This window comes from Rhizobium sp. KNZ14-9A, assembly GCF_056755015.1.
This window is the reverse complement of record NZ_JBPGXB010000002.1, coordinates 2,599,826-2,623,139: the sequence shown is the minus strand read 5'-3', so window position 1 is coordinate 2,623,139 and position 23,314 is coordinate 2,599,826. Positions and strand designations below refer to the sequence as shown.

Below are 23,314 nucleotides of genomic sequence, written 5' to 3'. Positions count from 1 at the left end.
ATGGAAGCCAGCCGCCGCAGCCAAACTTAGGAAGCCTGATACATGAAGACCCCGAGTGTTGAAAGCGGGCAATCCTGGTTTCTGCGCAATCGCATGAGCCTCCTGACGGTCGCAATCGTCGCAGCCTATGCACTTTTCATCGAATGGTTCTGGGGCTGGTCGGTCATACTGGAACAATGGGCCGCCGTCGGTCCACGTCCGGTCATCGGCGCGCTGATACTCCTGACCAGCACCTATTTCCTGCGTACATGGCGCATCTACGATTATTTTCCACGGGAGACAGGGGGCCGTTTCGCAACGCTCTTCCGGGTCACCCAGATCCATAACCTTCTGAACATCATGCTGCCCTTCCGCGCCGGCGAAACCAGCTTTCCGGTGCTGATGCGCACGGAATTCGGCATTCCCCTGACACGCGGCACCTCCGCTCTGCTGGTCATGCGGCTGTTGGACCTGCATGCGCTGCTGGCCGCCGCCGGCCTCGGCTTTGCTGTCGCCGCCCCGAACGCAGCCCTTGCATGGCTTGTCTGGGTCATCTTCCTGTTCCTGCCGGTCTTCGCCTTCGCTGCCCGCAAGCCGCTGCTGCGCCTCGGCGCAAAACTTCTGCCGCGCAAGGCGCAGGCTCTGCTTCATGAAATCGAGAATGGACTGCCTTTCGATGCCGTCGCCTTTAGCCGCGCCTGGGCGATGACCATCGTCAACTGGCTGGTGAAGGTGCTGGTGCTCGCCTGGGCGCTCGGCCTGATGGGCGTGATGCCGATGGCCGCAAGCTTCGGTGGTGCGCTGGGCGGTGAGCTTTCCTCCGTCCTTCCGGTCCACGCGCCCGGTGGCGTCGGCACCTATCCGGCCGGCATCACCGCCGGCGCGATCGCTTTCGGTGCTTCAAGCGAACGCGCTGCGCTGGGTGCGCTGGCCCAGGCAAGCGTCAACGCCCACCTGCTCATCATCGTCTCGGCCCTGACCGGGACCGCCATCTCGCTTCCCCTCGGCCGGCGCCGCAAGGCTAGGTCGTAAGCTCCAGAATGCGCTTGCGCAGAAAGACCTGTTCCGGTTCCTGTCGGCAGAATGTCAGCGCCGTCTCGTAAGCTTGAATCGCTTCGGCACGGCGTTCGAGCCGGCGCAGGAAATCGGCCCGCGCCGAATGGGCGAGGTGATAGGTCGTCAGCTCTCCCTTGCCGAGAATGGCGTCGACAAGCGCCAGTCCTTTTTCCGGCCCCTCGGACATGGCGATTGCGACGGCGCGATTGAGCTCGGCGATTGCCGAAGGGTGGGCAGCAATCAGCAGGTCGTAATAGAAGGCGATGCGCCGCCAGTCCGTTTCCTCGATGCTGCCGGTCTTCGCGTGCTCCGCCGCGATCGCCGCCTGAGCCGTATAGATGCCGATATCAGGCGTGCGCATGGCGCTTGCGAGCAGCGAAAGCCCCTCTGAAATCTTGCTTCGGTCCCAGCGCGAGCGATCCTGATCGGCAAGCAGCACCAGCGCGCCGTCGACATCCTGTCGGGCAGCACGGCGCGACTCCTGCAGGAGCAGCAGCGAAAGCAGGCCTGCGACATCCGGATGCGGCAGCAGGGTTGCCAGCAGCCGCGCAAGCCGGATCGCCTCGGCCGTCAGGTCGGCGCGGACGATCGTGTTGCCTGAGGATGCCGAATAGCCCTCGTTGAAGACGAGGTAGATGACATGCAGCACCCGGTCGAGCCGCTCCGGAAGCTCCGCCCCGACAGGCACTTCATAAGGGATATTCTCCGTCCTGATGCGGTTCTTGGCGCGCACGATGCGCTGCGCGACGGTCGGCGCCGGCACCAGGAAGGCATGGGCAATCTCTTCCGTCGTCAATCCGCAGACCTCGCGCAGCGCCATCGCAGTCTGTGCATCGGCGGCAAGAGCCGGATGGCAGCAGATGAAGATCAGCCGCAGCATGTCGTCCTCGATCGGTTCCATATCGCCGATCTCCGTTTCTGTGCCATCAGGGTAAAGGCCGTCCTCGATATGCTGCAGCGAGGCGTTGAAGCGCGCCCGCCGCCTGAGGTGATCAATCGCCTTGAAGCGGCCGGTCGAAACCAGCCATGCGCCGGGATTGTTGGGCATGCCGTCAACCGGCCATGTCCGCGCTGCCGCCGCAAAGGCGTCGTGCAACGCTTCCTCCGCCCGGTCGAAATCGCCGAGCAGGCGGATCAGCGTCGCCAGAACCCGGCGCGAATGCTGCCGGTAGATATCTTCGATCACCTGTTCCCCGATCACCTGTCTCAACGGCCGACCCTCACTGCGGCAGGGTGAGCAGTCTCACCGGGCGCAATTCGATCGACCCGACCCGGACGCTCGGAATGCCCGCGACGACCTTGCGTGCAACTTCCAGATCGGCCGCCTCGATGATGTAGATGCCGGCCAGATGTTCCTTGGTCTCGACATATGGGCCGTCGGTCGAAGACAGAGTGCCATCGCGCACCCTCAACACGGAGGCACAGTCAGGACCTTCCAATGCATCGGAATGGATCATGATGCCTTTGCGCTGAAGTTCCTCGTCATACTGGAAATGCGCCCTGACGAGCTCGTCACCCTCGGCCTGGCTGAGTGTGCCGTCCGTATCGGCGGAATTATAGATGAGGCAGACGAAGCGCATGGCTATCTCCCATCCTTGATCGAATAGGCGGGCCGGATTTCGATCGATGCATATTTGAGGATCGGGAAGGTGGAGATGATCGCTTTCGCTTCCTCCATATCTCCAGCCTCGATCACGACGAAGCCGCCGAGATGCTCCTTGATCTCTGCGAAAGGACCATCCGTTGCAGCGACGGTGCCATTGCGAACCCTGAGCGTCACTGCCTGCTCCGGCTCGTAGAGCGCCAGCGCGCTCAGCATATGGCCGCTTTCGCGCCAGCTATCGTCACTGACGATGCATTCTTGGGTGACGGCCTCCCATTCCTCTGGCGTAACCCGCTTGCTCTTTTCGGTATCGAACCAGATCTGGCCCAGAAACTTCATGGCGTCACCTCCTCAGCCGAATTCATGGATGGGGCGAACCTCGATCGCGCCGAGCTTCGCCAGCGGAATGCCGGCGGCAACACGGATCGCATCGTTGAGGTCCTTGGCGTTGATCAGGATGAAGCCGCCGAGCGCCTCCTTCGTCTCGATGAAGGGGCCATCTGTGACCGACATCTCGCCGCCGCGCACCCGGACCGTGACCGCCGATTGTGGCGACTGCAGCGCCTGGGCAACGATCATATGACCGCTGTCGGCAAGATCGCGATCATAGGTGAGCGAATCCCGGTCGAGCTTGTTCTTCTCTTCCTGCGACATGGCCGACAGCACCGTGCCGTCGAACCAGACCTGGCAAAGATATTTCATTGCTTATCCTCCACGCTGTGCTTTCACAGCCCTTGGACGAACAGCCTAGGCGCTTTTCGACAGGGAAGAAAAATATCTTTTAAGCGGCCTGAATGTCGAACAGCCGAGGCAGCGCTCGACAAAGCTTCATCTGACAACATCGAGGAGATGGAGCAATGAGCATGCTTGAAATCGGAATAGCACACCTGATCGTCACACGCGGCGCACGCAAGATGCCGCCGCTTGAGAATGTCGAGGTGATAAAGGTGCTGGTCAGGACCGTGATTGCGCTGGCGGCGTTTGCCGGCCTGATCGCAGCGCTGCAGCTTGCCGCAAGCGCTTGAGAACAGTGCGCGGCCCGGAGGATAAGGCCGGGCCGCGCCTGATATCTTATTGAAACGCCGTTTCGAAGAAGCTGCGCAGCTTGCGCGAATGCAAGGTTTCCGGCGGCATGGCGGCAAGCTTCTGGATCGCCCGGATACCGATCTGCAGATGCTGGTTCACCTGCGTGCGGTAGAAGGCAGTCGCCATGCCCGGCAGCTTCAGTTCGCCATGCAGCGGCTTGTCGGAAACGCAGAGCAGCGTCCCATAGGGTACGCGGAAGCGGAAGCCGTTGGCGGCGATCGTTGCCGATTCCATGTCAAGCGCGATGGCGCGCGCCTGTGACAGGCGCTTCACCGGGCCGGCCTGATCGCGCAGTTCCCAGTTGCGGTTGTCGATCGTGCCGACCGTGCCGGTGCGCATGATGCGTTTCAGCTCGAAGCCTTCGTAACCGGTGATCTCGGCAACGGCCGCCTCGAGCGCCACCTGCACTTCGGCAAGTGCGGGGATCGGCACCCAGACCGGCAGATCGTCGTCGAGCACATGGTCTTCGCGCATATAGGCATGTGCCAGAACATAATCGCCGAGCCGCTGGCTGTTGCGCAGGCCGGCGCAATGGCCGAGCATCAGCCAGGCATGCGGGCGAAGCACGGCCACGTGGTCGGTGATCGTCTTGGCGTTGGAAGGACCGACGCCGATATTGATCATGGTGATCCCGGCATGGCCCTTCTTCTTAAGGTGATAGGCCGGCATCTGCGGCAGGCGGGCAAGCGTCACATCCGTTTCCGGAACGCTCGATCCTGCCAGCGTGACGATGTTGCCGGGCTCCACGAAGGCCGTATAGCCATCGCCGCCTTCTGCCATCAGCTTGCGCGCCCAGGAGCAGAACTCGTCGATATAGAACTGGTAGTTCGTAAACAGCACGAAGTTCTGGAAGTGCTCGGCACCCGTCGCCGTGTAATGTGACAGGCGGGCCAGCGAATAGTCGATGCGCTGTGCGGTAAAGGGTGCCAGCGGTGAGGGCTCGCCCGGAGGCGGCAAATACTCGCCGTTGGCGATCTCGTCATCCGTCGTGTTGAGGTCAGGCGTATCGAAGAGATCGCGCAGCGGAATATCGACGAAAGCCGCCGCAGACGCTTCCACATGCGCGCCTTCGCCGAAAGCGAAGTGCAGCGGGATCGGCGTGGGGGATTCCGAGACGACGACAGGCACATTGTGGCTCTTCATCAGGAGCAGCAACTGCTCCTTCAGATAATGTTTGAAGAGCTTCGGTCGCGTGACCGTCGTCGTATAGACGCCCGGTGCCGTCACGTGGCCATAGGAAAGGCGGGAGTCGACATGACCGAAACTCGTCGTCTCGATGCTGACCTGCGGATAGAAAGCGCGGTAGCGGGAGGTGACCGGCGCCCCTTGCGCGAGCTTGGTGAAGCTGTCGATCAGGAACGAGGTGTTGCGCTCGTAGAGCTCCGTCAAAGCTTCGACGGCTTTTGCCGGATCATCGAAGGCTTGCGGCTCGAAAGGGGGAGGGGACGAAATGTCGAAAGCGGACAGGGGATAAATTCGTTTGCTCATGAGGCATTATAGAGAGTTGTTTTTAACAAGCAAACGACGCTCAAAGGCTGAGACCCAGATTTTTCCCGGGTCTCAGCGGATGGTGGTGCAGTAACCGCCGCTGCTTTCCAGGCAGGTATAGTTCGCGCCGAAATGCGACTGCTGTGCGCCGCCGCCGCCGGTGCGCACGACGACTGCTGAAAAAGAGATCGCGAAGATCGCCGCAAACAGCGTTATGATTGTAAACCGTCTCGCCAGAATGAACACGTCCACGTCCTTACCCCGATATACGCCCTTCATGGTGCTGTTTTGCCATGATGTGGCTGAACGGGTGCTGAGATAGCGGTTCATTTTGCGTTCAGTTTCTGAGGCCGGCTAAGGTTCTCAGAGCCTGCCGGAGCGTTTCAGAGACGGGTCCAGGTTTGCGTTTTGCAGAAGACCTGCATCACGCAGCCCTGCATCTTGAGCGAGCCGCCGGAGATGCTGCCCGAGCCGCTATAGGTCTTGTCGTCGGCAGGATCGGTGATCTCACCGCTATAGCTGCCGCCGGTGCCGGACAGTCTGCCGATCTTCTTGCCGGCATATTTGCCGGTCTTCAGCGTGATGCAGTAAGCACCGCCGCAGGGCGCAATCGCCGCCGTGTCGCCGGCGCGGGTCTTCCAGTTGCCGACGATCGGTTCATCCGCCTGTGCAAGGCCTGCCACAAGTGCCAGCGCGCCGGCGAGAACGAGGGTACGGATCATCTCTTCCTCCATGAGATATGAAATGGCGCGAAAATAACTGACGCGAACGTAAAGGTAAATACGCCTCCGAAGAGCCCGAATTCCGGCCTTCCCGTCAGGTTTTTTCTGATGATCGCCGGATCGATGCTGATTTCATAGTGAACAAATCCTCAATTTCCAAATCTGAATTTTTCGTAAAAGGCGCGCAAAAATCCTTAATTTGCAGGGATTCCGATGTTTAACAAAAACCCAAGTTTACCAAGCATTTGCACTTTGTTTGCGTCAAATTAATCATGCATTTTAGGCGTTTTTTGAAAGCAGTTTGGCATAGTGAACCCATCAAACGAGCGGGGCAAACCCGCCGGACCGGAGAGGCCGAAAGCCGCAGAAGATGGCAAGGCCCAAAGGTAAAACAGGGTACGTCTTAACAGGCTAAACAGGGATAGAAACCGATGGCACGCTTTGAAATGCACAATGCTGAAATGGCCACCATGGGTGGCGAAAACAACAGCGCCGATGTCTTCTGCGAAATGGGTCTGATGTATGCGACCGGCCGTGGTTGCGAGATCGATCTCGTCTCCGCTCACAAGTGGCTGAACATCGCTGCAATCAAGGGCAACGACCGCGCCGCCGAGCTGCGCGCCGATGTGGCCGCTTCGATGAGCAAGATGCAGCTTGCCGAAGCGCTCCGCGCCGCCCGCGAATGGATGACGATCCACTAAAGCGTATAGTCGCTTGGCGCGACATGCACTGAGGACCGTCTGCAACAAGATAATTCGAAATAACAACCTCAAAAGAGGGGAGCTGGCGGGGCGCTTTGGACGGGACCGACGCCGGGAGAAGGAAACCGCGACCGGCGCCCTCCCGCCGGCCGCGGTTTACCCGTTTGGTTTCCCATTGTCAGGCGAGTTTTTTTAAGACCAGTGGGAGCGCTTCTTCGAGCAGCGCCATGTCGGCTTCCGGCCCGACGCTGACGCGGATGCAGCGGTTGAGCGGTGCGACACCCGGCATGCGGATGAAGACACCGTGTTCCATCAGCGCATCGACGATGGCCCGCGCGTGAGCGCCGTCGCGTCCGGCATCAATAGCTACGAAATTGGTGGCCGATGCCAGCGGCTGCAGGCCGTTTGCCCTGGCAATATCAGCGATCCTGTCGCGCGCGGCATGGATTTTCCCGATCACTTCGGAAAGATAGGCCTGATCCTTGAGGGCTGCGAGGGCTGCAACCGTCGCAAGCCGATTCATGCCGAAATGGTTGCGGATTTTGTCGAAGGCCTGCGCCGTGCCCGGTGTCGAGATGGCATAGCCGACGCGGGCGCCGGCAAGACCGTAGGCCTTGGAGAAGGTGCGGGTGCGCACGATGTTCGGCAGGTCGATGAGCGACCCGATCGACGGCAGGGCGGAGGCCGGGCCGGTCTCGCTGTAGGCTTCGTCGAGGATCATCAGGCAGGTTTCCGGCAGGGCGCGCGCGAAGGCGACGATCTTGTCGGCATCCCACCAGCTTCCCATCGGATTGTCAGGGTTGGCGAAATAGACGAGTGGCGCATTCTCGCGCTTGACTGCATCGAGCAACGCGTCGAGATTTTCACGGTCGCCGGCATAGGGAACGGTGACCAGTCGGCCGCCAAAACCGTTCACGTGGAAATTGAAGGTCGGATAGGCACCGAAGGAGGTCACGACGGTGCCGCCGGGCTCGATTACCAGCCGCACGATTTGCCCGAGCAGTTCGTCAATGCCGCCGCCGACGGCGATATTGGCCGGTGTCACGCCGAGATGGGTGGCGAGCGCCTCGCGCAGCGCATAATTTTCCGGATCGTTGTACTTCCAGATATCGCCGGCCTGTTCCCGCATGGCGGCAATGACCGAGGGAGCCGGGCCGAAGCCGTTTTCATTGGCGCCGATGCGCGCTTCGACTTTAACGCCGCGCTGGCGCTCGATAGCCTCGGGGCCAACGAAAGGAACGGTGGAGGGCAGGGCGCTGGCAAGCGGCGTGAAGCGCAAAAAGGCAGACATGCGAGGGCAATTTCCCGGAATTATTGAAAATGCCGCGCAACAATAGGCTCTCGCTTTGCCAAGGCAAGCAAGATTATTTCTCGTTCGTGACGGCTCAGACGCGGCTGCCGTTGCGGCGGGCGTCGATCGCTTCCGTGTTGCCGATCATGAAGTCGGCGCGCACTACCTTGCGTAGAACATCCGGCTCTATCAGGTTGATGAAACGAACGCCGATACGCTCATGATGGCGGTAGACCTCGGCACAGCCGATGCGGTAGGCAAGCCCCAGGATGTTGAGATAATAATGTTTGGGCAGGCCCGCCGTGGTCGACACGACGAAGGTCGCGCCGCCCTGGGAAATATCGAGGATTTCGGCGCTGCGCATCGAAATCCCGGTCAGACAGGGGCGAACGGCGACGATACGAGCCGGTCGTTTGACGTTGAACTCCTCCCAGCGAATGTCGTAGACAGCCGACTTCACCGTGGCGAGGTGCGTTGCGCGGAGCATTTCCATTTCGCATTCTCCGTCAGGCAGTTCAAAATTTGGGGCAGTTCAAATTTCAGGCTGTTCGACGGAGAGGCTCACACGAATGTTTTTCACATTCGTCAAATATAAAACTACAATTTTAGCGAGTTTGAAATTTGTGCGTTAGCGGCACATCTATTGTGCCCTCTTGGGAATAAACCATTCGCGCTCAGGCCATCAATCTTGCCGCGCAATAGCCTCCTGCAGCGCTAAGTGCCGTCAGAAAGGTTCCCCAGACCATATCTATAAGGCTCATAGCGAGCGGCCAGTTCTTCAGTGTCGACAAATTAGTGATGTCGTAGGTGCCATAAGCCGCCAGTCCCAAAATGGCACCATAGAGCAGCGTCGTGCCGAGCGAGCCGCTGGAAAGCCCGGGCAAAACCGCTAGTATGACAATTGCAACTGTGAAGAGCAGGTAGAAAAGGGCGGCGATGCCAAGGTTCGGCGAGGGCAGCATCAGCTCGCCGAGCTGATCGCGGTAGAAGGTGCGGGCGACGATGCCGAGCCATATTGCGTCGATGACGGCAAGGGTGAGAAGGCACCCGGCATAGGCGACAAGCGCTGTCTTCATCGTCTTTGATCTCCCGCTTTGCCCTTCTACGCCATGGCATGCCCTCCGGATCGCCGTTGATTCTCTTTGCGCAGATTTTTCCCGAACTCTTTCAGTTGCCGGGCGTTTTTCCTCAAGCGGTACGCTGCTTCCAATCATGAAAGCGAGGAAATCAAATGACTGACGTCAAAGTCCCCTGGGAATCCTGGGTCGTTGTCTGCGATGGGGCGAAGGCCCTGATCCTGCAGAATGCCGGCGATGCGGAACTGATGAATCTCCAGGTCCGCGAAACGCTCACGCAGCCCAACCAACCTGACCGTGAACTCGGCACCGACAAGCCCGGGCGCTCTTACGCGCCTGACGGACTGAGCGGCAGCGCCATGGAGGAGACCAACTGGCAGGACCAGGCCGAAGCCGACTTCCTGAAGGAAGTTGCCGTAAAGCTCGACGAGCTCGTGCATGAGAAGGAGGCAAGCCGCATCGTTCTGGTGGCGCCGCCGCGCGCGCTCGGCACGCTGCGGCCCAATCTCAGCGCCGATGCCCAGGCAGCGATCTCGGCTGAAGTGGCGAAGGATTACACCAATCTGCCAATCGACCAGATCGAGCGGCACCTCGCCGCTTGATCGCGATAAATCATCGCTGTTCGAAACGCGGGTCGTATGGCCCGCGTTTCCTTATGGGGAGAAGGTCTAAAATCAGAGGCTGGTTTCGAAGCTGAGCCGCAGCACGTGATGCAGGAATTCGGGGTTCAGCAGCATGTTGAAGCTGATGGTCACGAACTCGTCTTCGCGCTTGACCACGGTCGAGCCGATCTCGTCATGGATACCGAGGATTTCCAGGAAGAAATTCTGCGGCATTTCAAGGCTGGGGCTGACTTCCAGCAGCGCGCCGGCAAGCGTGATGGTACGGATCAGGCAGCGGACTTGCGTACCGGTGCTGAGGTGGTGGCCGACGAAGATGATGTTGCCGGGCCGGTCGAGGTTGAATTCTCGGTAAGCCTGTTCAGGCTTGGGATGTTCTGTGTCGAGGTGCATCTGAAAGGCCATGTCAGCCTCCGCTTTGTTGTACGATCAGACTTTAGCGCGTGAATGCTTACATCTGCTGAACAACATCTTTAAAATTGAAAGCTTGTGCAAAATCTAACGGCATAACGCTTTTATTGCTGGCAATACTGTCCAGAATCTGCCCAATTTTTCACCAGCCTGTGCCGATCTTGACTTGCGACCTGTCGTCGCGCATAGAGAAGCCGGTTCGAGGCACCGGCCGCTCGCGGATGAAGATCCATGGTGAAGCCCTCGCGATCATGGTCACAGCCACTGTGCATGCTGACTGACGGCAATGCGAGCCCCCCTGACAGTCGAATGGCATGCCTTTGAGAGGCTGAACCCGTAACTCGTACACCCATGACAGGGACCTATCCACCGGTCGACGAACTGAAGGCCCAGGCAAAGCGCCTGCGACAGGCCATGACTGAGCGCGGAAGCGAGATAACCCATGCCGCCGCCCTGGAACTGATCGCCCGCCAATACGGCGCCCGCGACTGGAATACGCTGTCGGCCCTTGCTGCAAAACCCAATGACAAACCTGCCTCGCCGATTTTCGTCGGCGCCCATGTCCGCGGCCGCTATCTGAACCAGCCCTTCACCGGCAAGGTCCTGGCGCTTTCGGCGGTGCCCGGCAGCGAGTTCTACAGGGTCACCATCCATTTCGATGAGCCCGTTGATGTCGTGACCTTCGAGAGCTTCTCGGCCTTCCGCCAGCGCATCCACGCCCAGATCGACGAGAATGGCGTTTCACCGCGCAAGACCTCGAACGGTCTGCCGCATCTCGTTCTCGATATCTGATCGCCAAATCGTTGCCCGCAACACCCGGATTCCGTCCATGACCTCACGTTCTGAAACCAATACTTTTCTGACCGGCCCGCTGCTTGCCGTTTTTGCCCGCACGGCGCTGCCGATCATTCTGATCACTACCATCAACGGCCTGTTCGCCGTGGTGGACGCCTATTTCCTCGGCGCCTATGTTGGGGCTGGCGCACTGTCAGCCGTTACCCTGATTTTCCCTGGCCTGATGATGCTCGTTGCCCTGCAGTCGCTCGTCTCGAACGGCATGGCAAGCATCCTTGCCCGCGAGCTTGGCGGCGGCAATCGCGATGCCGCCCGGCGCACCTTCGCGGCTGCCCATGTGCTGGCAATTGCGGTGGTGCTTGTTATCAACGTGATCTACTGGACCGTCGGCTGGCACGTCGTCGCAAATGCGGCAGGTGGTGACCTCACAGTAGCCGAAAATGCCCGCACCTTCATGGGTATCATGATCGGTGCCGCGCCAATCGCCTTCTTCCTGTCGCTCAATATCGACGCCCTGCGCAGTGAAGGCCGGATCGGCTTCATGACCATGGTGATGCTCGCTGCCACGGCACTCAACATCGTCGCCAACTGGTTCTTCATGGCGATTCTGCAATGGGGTGTGGCCGGCTCAGCGCTGGGCTCCGTGCTGGCGCAGGCGATCTGCCTCGTTGCCGTGCTGATCTACCGTTGGCGCAATGAGCGCGCACTCCGTCCGGCATCCCGCTTTCCGCTTTCGGATTGGCGGCCGATCCTGGCGCTTGGTGCGCCGATGAGCCTCGGCTTCATCGGCATCTCGCTCTGCTCGGCAGCCGTGATCTTCAACCTGTCGATCTGGGGCGAGGGCGACTATGTCGCAACCATCGGCGCTTACGGCATCATCACCCGCGTCATGACGCTCGCCTATCTGCCGCTGCTTGGCCTCAACATCGCTTCCCAGACGATTTGCGGCAACAATTACGGAGCGGGTCTTTCAGAGCGGGTCGGCCGCAGCCTGCAGATCGCCTTGATCGCAGCGCTCGTCTACTGCACTGGCGTCGAGATTACGGTGGAGCTGCTGGCAACTCGCATCGGCCACGTCTTCGTTGCTGATCCGATCGTCATCGCCGAGGTCTCGCGCATCCTGCCCTGGACGGTCGGCGCTTATTTCCTGTTCGGTCAGATGATCGTGCTGTCAGGCTATTTCCAGGCGATCGGCGATGCCAAACGTGCGGCGATCTTCGGTCTGTCGCGTGCCTATCTCTTCACGCTGCCGCTGACTTTTCTGCTGCCGTATGCTTTCGGGGAGATGGGCATCTGGATGGTGCCGGTCTTTGCCGAGGCCTGCATGTTCCTGCTGGTCTTTTCCGTACTTGCGCGCAATGCGAAACGGCTTGGCCGGCGCTACGGGCTGTTGCCTGCCTGAAGGCAAGCAATTCCAGCAAAAGTGTGCAGCGGTTTTGCGTCCGGAATTGCGTAAAACAAAGAAACAAGGCCGCGCCTTTTTCGGCGCGGCCTTGCTTTCAATTCTGACCTGCTGCAGGTGCGGATGCCACAGCCGCCTCCGCTTCTCCGAGCGCCTGAGCGCATTCCTCGCAGCAGACCTCGACGGTCTTCCCGCCAAGCTTGACGCTGATGGCATCAGGTCCGAGTTCGCAGTCGCAGGCAGCGCATGTGGTCTTCTTCATCTTGTCATCCTCCGGTTGGGTCCCCGTCTGGGGTAGGATCATAAGACCACTGCTGGCCCTTTCGTCGCTGTCGAATTCTTTAGCGACTTTACGCCCGCAGCCGCGTTGCGCGCTGGAACTCTGCCGGCGTCTGGCCATAGGCCTGGCGGAAGGATGAGGTGAAATGGCTGTGGCTGGAAAAGCCGAGATCGAGGCCGAGCGCAGTCAGATCCTCATACTCACCGAGCAGATCGAGCGCACGGGCAAGGCGAAGCCGAAGCTGGTAGCGATAGAGCGGCGTCGCCTCCACCTGCTGGAAGACCTGCGTGAGATAGACAGGCGAAACGCCGACTTCGGTCGCGATTTCCGCCAGCGTCCACCGCCGCGCCAGATCAGAGGAGAGCACGAGCTTTGCCCGGTCGACAAGTTTCTGCCGTCCGGCACTGGCACCCGCCGCATGCGAGGTGCGCTCGCCGAGCGAGCGGCGTACGAGCGTCAGCGCCAGCGTTTCCGCCTCCAATGTCTCGGCAACGTTGCGGCGAAGGCCATGGCGCAGAAGGGCGACAAGCGCCTGCGCGCGCGGATCGACACGCCGGCGCTGGCGTTTGAAGCCGAACAACTCGCCGGCCTGTACCTGATCCCTAGGCGCAAGCTCGGCAAGCAGGGATTCGTCGATAGACAGATCGATGCAGGCGTCGCCGCCATCGACCGGATGGCTGATGCGGTAGCCTTGCCCGACATTGAAGAACAGTACCTGATTGGCTTCCGCCACGGTGTCGTTGCGCCCGACATGGCGCATGAAGACGCCGCGATAGGGATAGACGAGACTGGTCTTGTGCGCGCATTCCTCGTCGCTCTTGTGACGGCATTCGCCATTGCAGACGATGTCACGGATCGTGACGGTCTTCGTCTTCAGGAGCAATGCGGTCGAAAATTGCGACATCGGTCTTTCCGGAATTCGGGCGGCGAGCATCGCCCGCCGCACCAGCCTATCACAATCCTTTGTTGTTCCAGTAGTGGCTTGAGATATGCACGTCGCTTTCGATCTGGCCGCGGGAAAGACCGATATCTTTGAGCTGATCGTCGGACAATTCCATGACGGCGCTGCGATTGCGCCGCTCGGCAATCTTGCGCGCCAGCCAGCGCAAACCATCAAGGAGTTTGGCAAGAAGACGGGATTGCCTGATTTCTGTCCGGCGAGTGGTCTGAGAGTAAACGGTAAGGCTTGAGCCGCGCATGGTGTTCCTCCATCCATTGCGTTTGAATGGGAGGATTGAACCATTTGCGCGGCCCGCCCGCTGTCAGATTATTTAGCGATCTGCGGCCCGTTCAGGCTTTCAGCAGCCACTCATGTTCCGGCGCATTGTAGAATTTCCAAACGCGCTTCGGCCCGGCCATGACATTGAGATAATAGAGATCATAGCCATGCGTCGCCGCACACGGATGATACCCCTTCGGCACAAGCGTCACGTCGCCGTCTTCGATGGCCATCGCCTCATCGAGTGAGCGGTCGTCCGTATAGACACGCTGGAAGCCGAAACCCTGCGGCGGGTTGAGGCGGTGGTAATAGGTCTCTTCCAGCATGCTCTCATGCGGAAGGTTGTCCTGATCATGCTTGTGCGGCGGATAGGAAGAGGTGTGACCGCCGGGCGTGATGACCTCGACGACGAGCAGCGAATGCGCCGAGCTGTCATCCTCAGGCATGATGTTGTTGACGTGGCGCACATTCGTGCCCTTGCCTCGCGTCACCGGGGGGTGGGTGCCGGGCGGAATGGCCTTCGCCTCATAAGTGCCGCCGCCGGGTGCGGAGCAGACGGCAAGCTCGAGATCGGTCTCGGCCGTCACCGACCATGTCGATTCCATCGGTATATAGAGAGCGTGCGGCGCGCCGTCGAAGGGGCTCATGCGCTCGCCGAGCGTGCCGAAATCCCTGGTGCCGGCGGAAGCCTTGCCCTTGCCGCTCACCCAGACGAGGCAGACTTCCCGCTCACCCGTCTCTCCAGAGGCCGTCTCGCCCGGCTTCAGGCGGTACATGTCGAAGCCGACATAGGTCCAGCCGGCGCTTTCGGGCGTCACATGCGTGACGCGGCCGGTCTTGCCCGACGGTTTTACCTTGAGGTTTGGCATTGGTGTTTCTCCTCCGTTATCCCTTCGGGAAACCTTCCGTCTCCACCGTATAACCAGCAGCCGTCATAACCCGCATCAATTCCGCATGGCCGATCTCCGCCATCTTCTGCGGCGGCGCCTTGCGCGGATCCTGCTCCGCCTCGACGACGAACCAGCCCTCATAGCCGTATTCGGCGAACCGCTTGACGATGGCGCCGAAATCGAGCGAGCCGTCGCCCGGCACGGTGAAGGCGCCGAGCGCCACAGCATCGAGGAAGGATTGCTTGCTGCGATCCAGCCCGTCGACAATAGGCTTGCGGATATCTTTAACGTGCACATGGTTGATGCGGGCGTGGTGATTGTCGATGGCACGCAGCACGTCGCCGCCGGCAAAGGCGAGATGCCCGGCATCGAGCAGCAGCGGAATGCCGACACCCGAATTCTTCATGAAGGCATCGAGTTCCGGTTCGGTCTCGACGACGGCCGCCATGTGGTGGTGATAGGAAAGCGGCATGCCCTGGTCCGCGCACCATTCGCCAAATTCGGTAACGCGGCGCGCGTAGGCCTTCATCTCGTCATCTCTAAGACGCGGCTTGGTCGCGAGCGGCTTGGAGCGATCGCCCTGGATCGAGCGACCGACTTCGCCATAGACGATGCAGGGCGCATTGACCGCCTTGAAGAGTCCAATCATCGGCGCAATGCGGTCCTTGTTGGCCGCAAGCTCCTCATTGACCAGCGTACCGGAGAACCAGCCGCCGCAGAGCGTCACATCGGCAGCACGCAAGATGGGCAGCATTTCCTGGGGATTGCTGGGGAACCGGCGACCCTGCTCCATGCCGGTAAACCCGGCGGTGCGGGATTGCCGCAGGCATTCTTCGAGGGACACGTCGTCGCTGAGTTCAGGAAGATCGTCGTTCCACCATGCGATGGGCGACATGCCGAGTTTGGCCTTCATCGATAGTCTCCTTAAAAATAGCGCGGAGGAGCGCTTCCGCTCCTCCCGAAAATGACAGCAATCCGATCAACCGACGCGCTGGGCGGCGCGTGCCTTGACATAGGCCTCATGGGCCTTGTTGACCTCGCCGCGCGGGCTGACTTCCGGCACCGCGACATCCCACCAGTGGCCGCCGGCATCGGTGGTAACAAGCGGGTCGGTATCGATGACGAAGACCGAGGTACGGTCGTTCTTCTTCGAATCGGCCATCGCCTGTTCGAGCTCGGCGATGGAGGAAACCTTCACCGCAATGGCGCCCATCGCTTCCGCATGCGCGCGGAAATCGATCTCGGGCATCACCTCATGATAGGAGTCCTTCAACAGGTTGTTGAAGTTGGCGCCACCGGTCGCCATCTGCAGGCGGTTGATGCAGCCATAGCCTCTGTTGTCGAGCAGCACGATATTGAGCTTGAGGCCGAGCATGACCGAGGTCGCAAGCTCGGAGTTCATCATCATGTAGGAACCGTCGCCGACCATGACGACGACGTCCTTTTCCGGATGCGCCATCTTGGCGCCGAGGCCGCCGGCAATCTCATAGCCCATGCAGGAGAAGCCGTATTCCATGTGGTAGCTGCCGGGAACGGTGGCCGGCCACAGTTTGTGCAGCTCGCCCGGAAGGCCGCCGGCCGCGCAAAGCAGCGTCGTCTTCTCGCCGCCGATCGAACGGACAACCGCGCCGATAACCTGCGCATCGGAGGGCAGGGCGGCATTGGTGGCGCCCATCGCTTTGGCGGCAGCCTCCATCCAGACCTTCTTTTCCTTGGTTGCCTTTTCGGCAAGCGCCGTAGGCGCCTTCCAGCCTGAGAGACCGGCCGAGAGTGCCTTCAGTCCCTCGCGCGCATCGGCGACGAGCGGATGGCTGTCATGCTTCAGCGCGTCATAGGCTGCGATGTTCAGGCTGAGCAGTTTGAAGCCTTCATTCTTGAAGAGCGCCCAGGAGCCGGTCGTGAAATCCTGGCAGCGCGTACCGACGGCAATCACCAGGTCGGTTTCCTCGGCAATCGCATTGGCAGCCGATGTGCCTGTCACGCCGACGGAACCGAGCGCCAGAGGATGACGCTCGTCGATCGCCGACTTGCCGGCCTGTGTGACCACGACGGGAACGCCATGCGCTTCCGCAAAGGCTGCAAGCTCCTTGGTCGCCTGCGAATAGAGAACGCCGCCGCCGGCAACGATGACGGGCTTCTGCGAGGCCTTGATCAGCGCAATCGCATTGGCAAGCTCGTCGGCATCCGGCTGCGGACGACGCACCGTCCAGACCTTTTCCTCAAACAGGCTCTCCGGATAGTCGAAGGCTTCCGCCTGAACGTCCTGGCAGAGCGACAGCGTCACCGGGCCGCAATCGAGCGGATCGGTGAGCACCTGCATGGCGCGCTTCAGCGCCGTGATGATCTGCTCCGGCCGGGTGATACGATCGAAATAGCGCGAGACCGGGCGGAAGGCATCATTGGCCGAAACCGTGCCGTCGCCGAAATCCTCGATCTGCTGCAGCACCGGATCGGGCGCGCGATTGGCGAAGATATCGCCGGGCAGGAGGAGGACCGGGATGCGGTTGACATGCGCCACACCGGCCGCCGTCACCATGTTCAGCGCGCCGGGGCCGATGGAGGTCGTGCAGGCCATGAAGCGCTGGCGGAAGCTCGCCTTGGCATAGGCGATCGCAGCATGCGCCATGCCCTGTTCGTTGTGGGCGCGATAGGTCGGCAGTTCCTGGCGCACCTGGTAGAGCGCTTCACCCATGCCGGCGACATTGCCGTGGCCGAAGATTGCCCAGACGCCGCCGAAGATCGGCACTTTCTTACCATCGACGATGGTCATCTGTGCTTTAAGGAAATGCGCGACGGCCTGCGCCATCGTCAATCTTACCGTCTTGCCCATCAGGCGCCTCCCAAATTCACTCTCTTAATTGAGGCCACGCGTTTTCAGCCATGCCTCTGTCAATTGTTTGAAGCGGCCTGCCATATCGCCGATCGCTTGCTCGTCGTTGATCTTGCCCGAAAGCCATCCGCGCGCGGCATCGGCAAAGATCGTGCGGCCAACCGCAAAGCCCTTGACTGAGGGCGCAGCCAGTGTCGCCTCGAAACCCTTCACCAGTTCGTCGGCGGGAGCTTCGAGCCCCAGCAGCACGATACCGCGGCACCATGGATCATTTTTGGCAATCACTGCATCGATCTTCTTCCAGGCGCCGGTTGAGGCCTGCGGCTCCAGCTTCCACCAGTCCGGCTTGATGCCGAGCGCATAGAGTTCCTCCAGCGCCGTCGAGACCGTATCGTCGGTCAGCGGCCCGTTCTTGCTGGAGATGATCTCCACCAGCAGTTCGCGACCGACCTTGCGCGCGGCTTCGAAGAGCGTGCGCAGCTTCTCCTGCTGCTCGCTCTTCAGCGCTGCCGGATCGTCGGGATGGTAGAAGCACAGGCACTTGATGCAATGGTCGAGCGGCCATTCCACCAGTTGCGAGCCGATATCCTGGCTGAACTCGAAGCGTAGCGGCTTGGAGCCCGGAAGCTCGACCGGCCGGCCGATCCAGGTGAAATTCTTCTTGGCGGCATCGAAGAAGGCATCGCGTCCGAAGCGCTCGTCGATCAGCATGCCATAGCCCTGCCGCCCACCTGCGACGCGGGAGGCTGCTTCCACCGCCAGCCGCTTGAAGGCGACGATCTGCTTGTAGTCGACGCCGAGCTCGTCGCAGACACTGGTCAATTGCGAACGGTGATCGATGGCGAGCGCCATCAGAAGCGGGATTGCGCCCTTGCGGGTGGAGGCCCAGTGAATGTGGTTGATCGCCTCGTCTTTGCGCAGCGCGCGGTGTTTACTGCCGTTCTTCAGGAAGAAGTCGAGCTCGGCCCAGGTCGGATATTCCGGCGAGCAGAGCAGGCGGGAAACTGCAAAGGCGCCGCAGGCGTTCGCCCATGTGGCACAGGTCTTCAGCGGCTCATCCTTCAGCCAGCCGCGCAGCAGGCCGGACATGAAGGCATCGCCCGCGCCGAGCACGTTGAACACCTCGATCGGGAAACCCTGGCCGACAATGCCGTCTTCCAGATTGTCGCTGATCGGGCCGTCATAGACGATGCAGCCCATGGCGCCACGCTTCAGAACGATGGTCGCAGGCGAAAGGCGACGAATTTCTTTCAGTGCGCCGAGTACGTCATCGGCACCCGATGCAATCAGGATTTCCTCTTCCGTGCCGACGATCAGGTCGCAATCCGGCAACGTCTCTTTCATCTTCGAGGAGACGCGGTCAGACTTCACATAACGCTCGAAGCCTTCGGCATGGCCGGCAAGGCCCCAGAGATTCGGTCGGTAGTCGATATCGAAAATCACCTTGCGGCCGTTGGCCTTGGCAATGCGGATCGCCTTGCGCTGCGCGGCCTCAGTATTGGGCCGGGAGAAATGTGTGCCGGAGACGAGCACGGCGCGCGAGGACTTGATGAAATCCTCATCGATATCCGCTTCGTCGAGCGCCATGTCGGCGCAGTCGGAACGATAGAAGATCATCGGCGAGACGCCCTCAGCCTCTACCGCCAGCAGCACCAGCGCCGTCAGCCGATCCTTGTCGGTCTTTATGCCCTTGGTCTCGACACCTTCGCGCGCCGACTGTTCGATGATGAAGCGCCCCATCTGCTCGTCGCCGACGCGGGTGATCAGCGCCGATTTCAGCCCGAGCCGCGCCGTGCCGATGGCGATATTGGCCGGGCAACCGCCGACGGACTTGGCAAACGAGCCGATATCTTCCAGCCGCGAACCGATCTGCTGGCCGTAGAGATCGACGGAAGAACGGCCGATGGTGATCACGTCGAGTGTCGGCTCCGGCTGTGAGCCCGGATTCGATTGTACCATGATGTCCTCCCGCTAGATTTTTACGCGGCCTGAAACGCCCGCGAATTTTGAATAATGAAACATCGGTTCCGTCTCTTTGTCAATTCGGAATGTTTATTCCATTTTTGCCTTTACGGGTTTTGAATGCTGCAGTTTGCGTCGCCGCTCGGCGATGGCGACCGGCAGCGCCATGGTGAGCGCCATTGAGGCCGAGAGCGAGCGAAAACCGCCGAAATCAGCCTCCGCTACCTCGAACCAATGTGTGGCGCAGGCCGCCAGCGGCGAAAAGGCCGAATCGGTGATCGCAATAACAGGCACGCCGCGATCGGCAAGTTCCTGGCTCTGGGTGAGGCTGTCGGCGGCATAGGGCGAAAAGCTTGCCGCAATCGCCGCGTCGCGCGGCGTGGCGAATTGCACCATCTCCGGATCGACGCCGTTCGGTGAGGCAACGATCTGATGGCGGATGTTCAGCTTGGAAAAGGCATAGGTCATATGCGCCGTCAGCGGATAGGAGCGCCGCTTGGCGATAAGATAAATGGTCTCCGCCGCCGCCAGGATATCGACGGCCTTGGCAAAAGTGTCCGTCTGCACCGTCGCCGCAAGCCGGTTCACGGACTGGCTGGCCGCCGAAATGAAGCCGGAAAGCAAGGTTGCATCCTCGTCATCCCCGCCGGACTGTTCCAGCGTGACAAGGCGTTCCTCATAGCTCAGCGTCCGGTCGCGCAACCGCTCGCGAAAAATGCTCTGGAGATCGGAGAAGCCCTCATAGCCGAGGTGATGGGCGAGGCGCACCAGCGTGGACGGCTGTACATCGGAGGCCGCGGCAATGCTCGCCGTCGTGCCGAAGGCGATCTCGTCGGGATTGCCGAGTGCAAAGGCGGCGACCTGTGCCAACCGTTTCGGCATGCTCGCCTTCCGCTCGATGATCGTACTGCGCAGGCTTTCGAAATCGCGCGGCACACGCGCTCTTTGGGGGTCACTATCCATGCTGACAGCTCAGAAGATGAAACAAACATTCCATATTTCGGAGCATAAACGATTTCCGCGAAGCCGCCTAATTGTTTTTAATAGGCTGAAAATGAAGGGTTTTAGACAGTCTTCGACAAGGTGAGGCGAAATGATGCATCAGGACGTGCTTGTCAAAATGGTCCAAATATTCCAAAAATTCTTCGGATTTGAGGAGGAGACCCTGACATGAAGCCACTCGGCATAGGTTTGATCGGCACCGGTTATATGGGCAAGTGCCACGCACTGGCATGGAATGCGGTGAAAACGGTCTTCGGCGATGTCGAGCGCCCGCGCCTCGTGCATCTTGCAGAGGCGAATGCAGGGCTCGCAAGCGCCCGCGCTGGCGAATTCGGCTTCGAGAAGGCAACGGCCGACTGGCGGGCGCTGATTGCCGATCCTGAAGTGGATGTCGTTTCCGTCACCACACCCAACCAGTTCCATGCCGAAATGGCGATCGCCGCCCTTCAGGCCGGCAAACATGTCTGGTGTGAAAAGCCGATGGCGCCTGCTTATGCCGATGCCGAGCGTATGCTTCAGATCGCCAGGCAGTCCGGCAAGGTCGCTGTACTCGGCTATAATTATATCCAGAACCCGATCATGCGGCATATCAAGACGCTGATCGGCGAAGGCGCGATCGGCTCCGTCAATCATATCCGCGTCGAAATGGACGAGGATTTCATGGCCGATCCTGACGTCCTCTTCTATTGGAAGAGCGAGCTGTCGGCCGGTTACGGCGCACTCGACGATTTCGCCGTCCATCCGCTGTCGCTGCTCTGGTATCTCTTCGGCCATGTCGAGGCCGTCACCACGGATATGGTCAAACCCTATGCTGACCGCCCTCTGAAGGAAGGCGGCCGCCGCGCGGTCGAGAATCACGACGCGGCCAATGTGCTGATGCGTCTTGGCGGCGGCATTTCGGCCGTGCTGATGGCAAACCGGGCCGCCTGGGGCCGCAAGGGCCGTATCGCGCTGCAGATCTACGGCTCGAAAGGTTCGATCCTCTACGATCAGGAGCGCATGAACGAATTCGAGCTCTATCAGGCCGAAGGCCGAGGCTCCGAGCAGGGCTTCCGCAAGATACTGGCAGCACCCGCCCATCAGCCCTACGATCGCTTCATTCCGGCGCCCGGCCACGGCCTCGGCTTCAACGATCTCAAGATCATCGAATGCCGCGAGCTGATCCGCGCGATTTCCGGAGAGCCGGCGTCGATCGTGACATTCGAAGACGGTCTCAGGATAGAGAAGTCGGTTCACGCCATGGCACAGTCCTTCCATGAGCGCCGCTGGATCGAGATCGGCTGAGGCAAAACCCTCGCTTCCGTTGACGGCGTTTGGGGCAGGGGATAGGCCTTGTCCCTGTGGAAGAGCTGATATTCGGGAGTGACATCGTGACGGATAGACTGGTGATCATCGGCGCGGGGCAGGCAGGCTTCGCATTGGCAGCCAAGCTGCGTGCGCTGAAGGATGCGCGTCCGATCACGCTGATCGGCGCCGAAGACGTGCTTCCTTACCAGCGCCCGCCGCTGTCGAAGAAGTATCTGCTCGGTGAGATGGCCTTCGACCGCCTGCTGTTCCGTCCCGAGCATTGGTACCCTGACAACAATGTCGAGATCCGTCTCTCGACCTGGGCCGAGCAGATCAAGCGCGACACGAAACAGGTCCTGCTGCAGGATGGCTCCGTTCTCGACTATGGCACACTGGCGCTTGTGACGGGCTCCACGCCCCGCCGCCTACCGGCGGCGATCGGCGGCGATCTGGAAAGCGTCTATGTCGCCCGCGACAAGCGCGACGCCGACCTACTGGCAGGGGAAATGCGACCCGGCCGCCGTGTGCTCATCATCGGCGGCGGTTATATCGGCCTCGAGGCCGCAGCCGTCGCTCGCCATCTCGGCCTGGAGGTGACCGTCATCGAAATGGCCGACCGGATCCTGCAGCGCGTCGCTGCCAGGGAAACCGCCGACATCATGCGCGCGATCCATAAGAGCCATGATGTGTCGATTCGTGAAAAGACCGGCCTGAAGCATCTGATCGGCAAGGATGGTCGCGTGACCGGCGCCGAACTCTCTGATGGCAGCACCATCGACGTGGATTTCGTCATCGTCGGCATCGGCGTCGTGCCGAACGACCTTCTGGCGAAAGAGGCAGGGCTTGAAGTCGGCAATGGAATCATCGTCGACGAATTCGCCCGTACGTCCGACCCGTCGATCTTTGCGGCCGGCGATTGCGCGAGCCTGCCCTGGCAGGGCGGCCGCATCCGGCTCGAATCGGTGCAGAACGCCGTCGATCAGGCGGACGCCGCCGCAGCGGTCATCGCCGGCGGCAACGAACCCTATGACCCGAAACCCTGGTTCTGGTCGGATCAGTATGATGTGAAGCTGCAGATTGCCGGCTTCAATATGGGCTATGATGACACGCTGCTGCGCCCCGGTGCCCGCGAAGGAGCGAACTCCGTCTGGTATTTCCGCGAGGGCAGGCTGATTGCCGTCGACGCCATCAATGATGCAAAGGCCTATGTGACGGGCAAGAAGATGCTGGAATCAGGCGTCAACCCCGATCGGGCAATCCTGGCCGATCCTGCGGCCGATCTAAAGCAATTGCTGGGCTGAGGTGAGCCGGGCTCGCCCGGCTCTGCAGGCAGTTTCAGTTTTGAACTGTCGCCGTCGCGTTTGCCGCCTAAATAAAGGACGTGTGAAAACTGCAAAAAAAGCTTGATCGTACCGGTGAATACCCATATCAGGGCTCCCACCGGAGAGGTGGCCGAGTGGTCGAAGGCGCTCCCCTGCTAAGGGAGTATACCCGAGAGGGTATCGTGGGTTCGAATCCCATCTTCTCCGCCATCTATTTTTTGTTAAATGAAATCAGATAGATGGCAGCAGGGGCAATCCAGCCACAACGCGATTTTCGCTTGCCTTAATCGGG

27 protein-coding genes and 1 tRNA gene are annotated in these 23,314 nt (G+C 60.5%); 9 read left to right on the top strand and 19 right to left on the bottom strand.

Features of this window, described 5'->3' with window-relative positions; translation table 11 throughout:
* The first annotated feature begins 42 nt into the window (after positions 1-42).
* Entirely contained in the window at positions 43-1,011 is a 969-nt protein-coding gene (locus tag ACR9ZQ_RS19785; RefSeq protein ID WP_113324176.1) for a lysylphosphatidylglycerol synthase domain-containing protein, read from the top strand.
* Here the strand turns inward: ACR9ZQ_RS19785 and ACR9ZQ_RS19780 are convergent.
* The 4 genes from ACR9ZQ_RS19780 to ACR9ZQ_RS19765 are packed head-to-tail and all read right to left on the bottom strand — an operon-like array spanning position 1,001 to position 3,340.
* A complete protein-coding gene (locus ACR9ZQ_RS19780; protein WP_481429339.1) occupies positions 1,001-2,236 on the bottom strand; it encodes an RNA polymerase sigma factor in 1,236 nt (411 codons plus the stop codon). The genes ACR9ZQ_RS19785 and ACR9ZQ_RS19780 overlap by 11 nt on opposite strands.
* 19 nt (positions 2,237-2,255) lie before the next feature.
* The gene (locus ACR9ZQ_RS19775; protein WP_481428607.1) at positions 2,256-2,615 is read right to left on the bottom strand and encodes a YciI family protein; all 360 of its coding nucleotides are present in this window, start codon (positions 2,613-2,615) and stop codon (positions 2,256-2,258) included.
* A 2-nt stretch (positions 2,616-2,617) separates the two neighbouring features.
* Entirely contained in the window at positions 2,618-2,977 is a 360-nt protein-coding gene (locus ACR9ZQ_RS19770; protein WP_310382783.1) for a YciI family protein, read from the bottom strand.
* A gap of 12 nt (positions 2,978-2,989) precedes the next feature.
* Complete coding sequence (locus ACR9ZQ_RS19765) at positions 2,990-3,340, bottom strand: YciI family protein (RefSeq protein ID WP_310382784.1); 351 nt, start codon at positions 3,338-3,340, stop codon at positions 2,990-2,992.
* A gap of 155 nt (positions 3,341-3,495) precedes the next feature.
* Between ACR9ZQ_RS19765 and ACR9ZQ_RS19760 the strand changes: the two genes are divergently transcribed.
* A complete protein-coding gene (locus tag ACR9ZQ_RS19760; protein WP_310382785.1) occupies positions 3,496-3,663 on the top strand; it encodes a hypothetical protein in 168 nt (55 codons plus the stop codon).
* Between the two features lie 46 nt (positions 3,664-3,709).
* On the opposite strand, the gene amn is transcribed toward ACR9ZQ_RS19760, so the two are convergent.
* The 3 genes from amn to ACR9ZQ_RS19745 all read right to left on the bottom strand — a co-directional run bounded on the left by amn (position 3,710) and on the right by ACR9ZQ_RS19745 (position 5,934).
* Complete coding sequence (amn, locus tag ACR9ZQ_RS19755; protein ID WP_481428606.1) at positions 3,710-5,212, bottom strand: AMP nucleosidase; 1,503 nt, start codon at positions 5,210-5,212, stop codon at positions 3,710-3,712.
* A 72-nt stretch (positions 5,213-5,284) separates the two neighbouring features.
* The gene (locus ACR9ZQ_RS19750; RefSeq protein ID WP_113324199.1) at positions 5,285-5,464 is read right to left on the bottom strand and encodes a hypothetical protein; all 180 of its coding nucleotides are present in this window, start codon (positions 5,462-5,464) and stop codon (positions 5,285-5,287) included.
* A 131-nt stretch (positions 5,465-5,595) separates the two neighbouring features.
* Positions 5,596-5,934, bottom strand: coding sequence for a DUF2147 domain-containing protein (locus ACR9ZQ_RS19745; RefSeq protein WP_113324171.1), 339 nt, complete (start codon positions 5,932-5,934; stop codon positions 5,596-5,598).
* A 431-nt stretch (positions 5,935-6,365) separates the two neighbouring features.
* Here ACR9ZQ_RS19745 and ACR9ZQ_RS19740 point away from each other — a divergent pair, with 431 nt between their 5' ends.
* On the top strand, positions 6,366-6,635 hold the full coding sequence (locus ACR9ZQ_RS19740; RefSeq protein ID WP_007821684.1) for an SEL1-like repeat protein: 270 nt from the start codon (positions 6,366-6,368) through the stop codon (positions 6,633-6,635).
* 178 nt (positions 6,636-6,813) lie between these two features.
* Here ACR9ZQ_RS19740 and ACR9ZQ_RS19735 read toward each other — a convergent pair whose 3' ends face one another.
* The 3 genes from ACR9ZQ_RS19735 to ACR9ZQ_RS19725 all read right to left on the bottom strand — a co-directional run bounded on the left by ACR9ZQ_RS19735 (position 6,814) and on the right by ACR9ZQ_RS19725 (position 9,002).
* Entirely contained in the window at positions 6,814-7,926 is a 1,113-nt protein-coding gene (locus ACR9ZQ_RS19735) for a pyridoxal phosphate-dependent aminotransferase (RefSeq protein ID WP_481428605.1), read from the bottom strand.
* 94 nt (positions 7,927-8,020) lie between these two features.
* Positions 8,021-8,419 carry a hypothetical protein gene (locus tag ACR9ZQ_RS19730; RefSeq protein WP_007821677.1) on the bottom strand — a complete coding sequence of 133 codons (399 nt, stop codon included), beginning with the start codon at positions 8,417-8,419 and terminating at the stop codon, positions 8,021-8,023.
* A 181-nt stretch (positions 8,420-8,600) separates the two neighbouring features.
* Positions 8,601-9,002, bottom strand: a complete 402-nt coding sequence (locus tag ACR9ZQ_RS19725; protein WP_481428604.1) for a DUF2177 family protein — start codon at positions 9,000-9,002, stop codon at positions 8,601-8,603.
* Between the two features lie 155 nt (positions 9,003-9,157).
* Here ACR9ZQ_RS19725 and ACR9ZQ_RS19720 point away from each other — a divergent pair, with 155 nt between their 5' ends.
* Complete coding sequence (locus ACR9ZQ_RS19720; RefSeq protein WP_007821673.1) at positions 9,158-9,604, top strand: baeRF12 domain-containing protein; 447 nt, start codon at positions 9,158-9,160, stop codon at positions 9,602-9,604.
* A gap of 72 nt (positions 9,605-9,676) precedes the next feature.
* Here the strand turns inward: ACR9ZQ_RS19720 and ACR9ZQ_RS19715 are convergent, their stop codons facing one another.
* Positions 9,677-10,015, bottom strand: coding sequence for a hypothetical protein (locus ACR9ZQ_RS19715; protein ID WP_481429338.1), 339 nt, complete (start codon positions 10,013-10,015; stop codon positions 9,677-9,679).
* A gap of 369 nt (positions 10,016-10,384) precedes the next feature.
* On the opposite strand from ACR9ZQ_RS19715, the gene ACR9ZQ_RS19710 reads away from it, so the two are divergent.
* Together ACR9ZQ_RS19710 and ACR9ZQ_RS19705 are read left to right on the top strand one after the other, a co-directional pair.
* The gene (locus tag ACR9ZQ_RS19710; protein WP_481428603.1) at positions 10,385-10,825 is read left to right on the top strand and encodes a glyoxalase superfamily protein; all 441 of its coding nucleotides are present in this window, start codon (positions 10,385-10,387) and stop codon (positions 10,823-10,825) included.
* A gap of 37 nt (positions 10,826-10,862) precedes the next feature.
* On the top strand, positions 10,863-12,230 hold the full coding sequence (locus tag ACR9ZQ_RS19705) for an MATE family efflux transporter (protein ID WP_481428602.1): 1,368 nt from the start codon (positions 10,863-10,865) through the stop codon (positions 12,228-12,230).
* Between the two features lie 97 nt (positions 12,231-12,327).
* On the opposite strand, the gene ACR9ZQ_RS19700 is transcribed toward ACR9ZQ_RS19705, so the two are convergent.
* The 8 genes from ACR9ZQ_RS19700 to ACR9ZQ_RS19665 form a co-directional block, all read right to left on the bottom strand.
* Entirely contained in the window at positions 12,328-12,492 is a 165-nt protein-coding gene (locus ACR9ZQ_RS19700) for a hypothetical protein (RefSeq protein WP_439014477.1), read from the bottom strand.
* Between the two features lie 88 nt (positions 12,493-12,580).
* Positions 12,581-13,414: a helix-turn-helix transcriptional regulator gene (locus tag ACR9ZQ_RS19695; protein ID WP_113324166.1), complete on the bottom strand. Its 834-nt coding sequence runs from the start codon at positions 13,412-13,414 to the stop codon at positions 12,581-12,583.
* 49 nt (positions 13,415-13,463) lie between these two features.
* Complete coding sequence (locus ACR9ZQ_RS19690; RefSeq protein ID WP_113324165.1) at positions 13,464-13,709, bottom strand: DUF1127 domain-containing protein; 246 nt, start codon at positions 13,707-13,709, stop codon at positions 13,464-13,466.
* A gap of 91 nt (positions 13,710-13,800) precedes the next feature.
* Complete coding sequence (gene iolB, locus ACR9ZQ_RS19685; protein ID WP_007821653.1) at positions 13,801-14,598, bottom strand: 5-deoxy-glucuronate isomerase; 798 nt, start codon at positions 14,596-14,598, stop codon at positions 13,801-13,803.
* A gap of 16 nt (positions 14,599-14,614) precedes the next feature.
* Positions 14,615-15,532 (bottom strand): myo-inosose-2 dehydratase, encoded by a 918-nt coding sequence (gene iolE / locus ACR9ZQ_RS19680; RefSeq protein WP_481428601.1) that lies wholly within the window; start codon positions 15,530-15,532, stop codon positions 14,615-14,617.
* 66 nt (positions 15,533-15,598) lie between these two features.
* Positions 15,599-17,449, bottom strand: coding sequence for a 3D-(3,5/4)-trihydroxycyclohexane-1,2-dione acylhydrolase (decyclizing) (gene iolD, locus ACR9ZQ_RS19675; protein WP_481428600.1), 1,851 nt, complete (start codon positions 17,447-17,449; stop codon positions 15,599-15,601).
* A 24-nt stretch (positions 17,450-17,473) separates the two neighbouring features.
* Positions 17,474-19,408: a bifunctional 5-dehydro-2-deoxygluconokinase/5-dehydro-2-deoxyphosphogluconate aldolase gene (locus ACR9ZQ_RS19670; protein ID WP_310382796.1), complete on the bottom strand. Its 1,935-nt coding sequence runs from the start codon at positions 19,406-19,408 to the stop codon at positions 17,474-17,476.
* Positions 19,409-19,501: 93 nt separating this feature from the next.
* Positions 19,502-20,374, bottom strand: coding sequence for a MurR/RpiR family transcriptional regulator (locus tag ACR9ZQ_RS19665; protein ID WP_310382797.1), 873 nt, complete (start codon positions 20,372-20,374; stop codon positions 19,502-19,504).
* Positions 20,375-20,581: 207 nt separating this feature from the next.
* Between ACR9ZQ_RS19665 and ACR9ZQ_RS19660 the strand changes: the two genes are divergently transcribed.
* The 3 genes from ACR9ZQ_RS19660 (at position 20,582) to ACR9ZQ_RS19650 (ending at position 23,232) form a co-directional block, all read left to right on the top strand.
* Positions 20,582-21,697, top strand: a complete 1,116-nt coding sequence (locus tag ACR9ZQ_RS19660; protein ID WP_310382798.1) for a Gfo/Idh/MocA family protein — start codon at positions 20,582-20,584, stop codon at positions 21,695-21,697.
* 86 nt (positions 21,698-21,783) lie between these two features.
* Positions 21,784-23,001 (top strand): NAD(P)/FAD-dependent oxidoreductase, encoded by a 1,218-nt coding sequence (locus tag ACR9ZQ_RS19655; protein ID WP_310382799.1) that lies wholly within the window; start codon positions 21,784-21,786, stop codon positions 22,999-23,001.
* A 141-nt stretch (positions 23,002-23,142) separates the two neighbouring features.
* A tRNA-Ser gene (locus ACR9ZQ_RS19650) sits at positions 23,143-23,232 on the top strand.
* Positions 23,233-23,314 lie beyond the last annotated feature (82 nt).

Coding starts and splice junctions, on each gene's coding strand:
- ACR9ZQ_RS19785 (WP_113324176.1), top strand. CDS start 43: ATGAAGACCCCGAGTGTTGAAAGCGGGCAATCCTGGTTTCTGCGCAAT.
- ACR9ZQ_RS19775 (WP_481428607.1), bottom strand. CDS start 2,615: ATGCGCTTCGTCTGCCTCATCTATAATTCCGCCGATACGGACGGCACA.
- ACR9ZQ_RS19770 (WP_310382783.1), bottom strand. CDS start 2,977: ATGAAGTTTCTGGGCCAGATCTGGTTCGATACCGAAAAGAGCAAGCGG.
- ACR9ZQ_RS19765 (WP_310382784.1), bottom strand. CDS start 3,340: ATGAAATATCTTTGCCAGGTCTGGTTCGACGGCACGGTGCTGTCGGCC.
- ACR9ZQ_RS19760 (WP_310382785.1), top strand. CDS start 3,496: ATGAGCATGCTTGAAATCGGAATAGCACACCTGATCGTCACACGCGGC.
- amn (WP_481428606.1), bottom strand. CDS start 5,212: ATGAGCAAACGAATTTATCCCCTGTCCGCTTTCGACATTTCGTCCCCT.
- ACR9ZQ_RS19745 (WP_113324171.1), bottom strand. CDS start 5,934: ATGATCCGTACCCTCGTTCTCGCCGGCGCGCTGGCACTTGTGGCAGGC.
- ACR9ZQ_RS19740 (WP_007821684.1), top strand. CDS start 6,366: ATGGCACGCTTTGAAATGCACAATGCTGAAATGGCCACCATGGGTGGC.
- ACR9ZQ_RS19735 (WP_481428605.1), bottom strand. CDS start 7,926: ATGTCTGCCTTTTTGCGCTTCACGCCGCTTGCCAGCGCCCTGCCCTCC.
- ACR9ZQ_RS19730 (WP_007821677.1), bottom strand. CDS start 8,419: ATGGAAATGCTCCGCGCAACGCACCTCGCCACGGTGAAGTCGGCTGTC.
- ACR9ZQ_RS19725 (WP_481428604.1), bottom strand. CDS start 9,002: ATGAAGACAGCGCTTGTCGCCTATGCCGGGTGCCTTCTCACCCTTGCC.
- ACR9ZQ_RS19720 (WP_007821673.1), top strand. CDS start 9,158: ATGACTGACGTCAAAGTCCCCTGGGAATCCTGGGTCGTTGTCTGCGAT.
- ACR9ZQ_RS19715 (WP_481429338.1), bottom strand. CDS start 10,015: ATGCACCTCGACACAGAACATCCCAAGCCTGAACAGGCTTACCGAGAA.
- ACR9ZQ_RS19710 (WP_481428603.1), top strand. CDS start 10,385: ATGACAGGGACCTATCCACCGGTCGACGAACTGAAGGCCCAGGCAAAG.
- ACR9ZQ_RS19705 (WP_481428602.1), top strand. CDS start 10,863: ATGACCTCACGTTCTGAAACCAATACTTTTCTGACCGGCCCGCTGCTT.
- ACR9ZQ_RS19700 (WP_439014477.1), bottom strand. CDS start 12,492: ATGAAGAAGACCACATGCGCTGCCTGCGACTGCGAACTCGGACCTGAT.
- ACR9ZQ_RS19695 (WP_113324166.1), bottom strand. CDS start 13,414: ATGTCGCAATTTTCGACCGCATTGCTCCTGAAGACGAAGACCGTCACG.
- ACR9ZQ_RS19690 (WP_113324165.1), bottom strand. CDS start 13,709: ATGCGCGGCTCAAGCCTTACCGTTTACTCTCAGACCACTCGCCGGACA.
- iolB (WP_007821653.1), bottom strand. CDS start 14,598: ATGCCAAACCTCAAGGTAAAACCGTCGGGCAAGACCGGCCGCGTCACG.
- iolE (WP_481428601.1), bottom strand. CDS start 15,532: ATGAAGGCCAAACTCGGCATGTCGCCCATCGCATGGTGGAACGACGAT.
- iolD (WP_481428600.1), bottom strand. CDS start 17,449: ATGGGCAAGACGGTAAGATTGACGATGGCGCAGGCCGTCGCGCATTTC.
- ACR9ZQ_RS19670 (WP_310382796.1), bottom strand. CDS start 19,408: ATGGTACAATCGAATCCGGGCTCACAGCCGGAGCCGACACTCGACGTG.
- ACR9ZQ_RS19665 (WP_310382797.1), bottom strand. CDS start 20,374: ATGGATAGTGACCCCCAAAGAGCGCGTGTGCCGCGCGATTTCGAAAGC.
- ACR9ZQ_RS19660 (WP_310382798.1), top strand. CDS start 20,582: ATGAAGCCACTCGGCATAGGTTTGATCGGCACCGGTTATATGGGCAAG.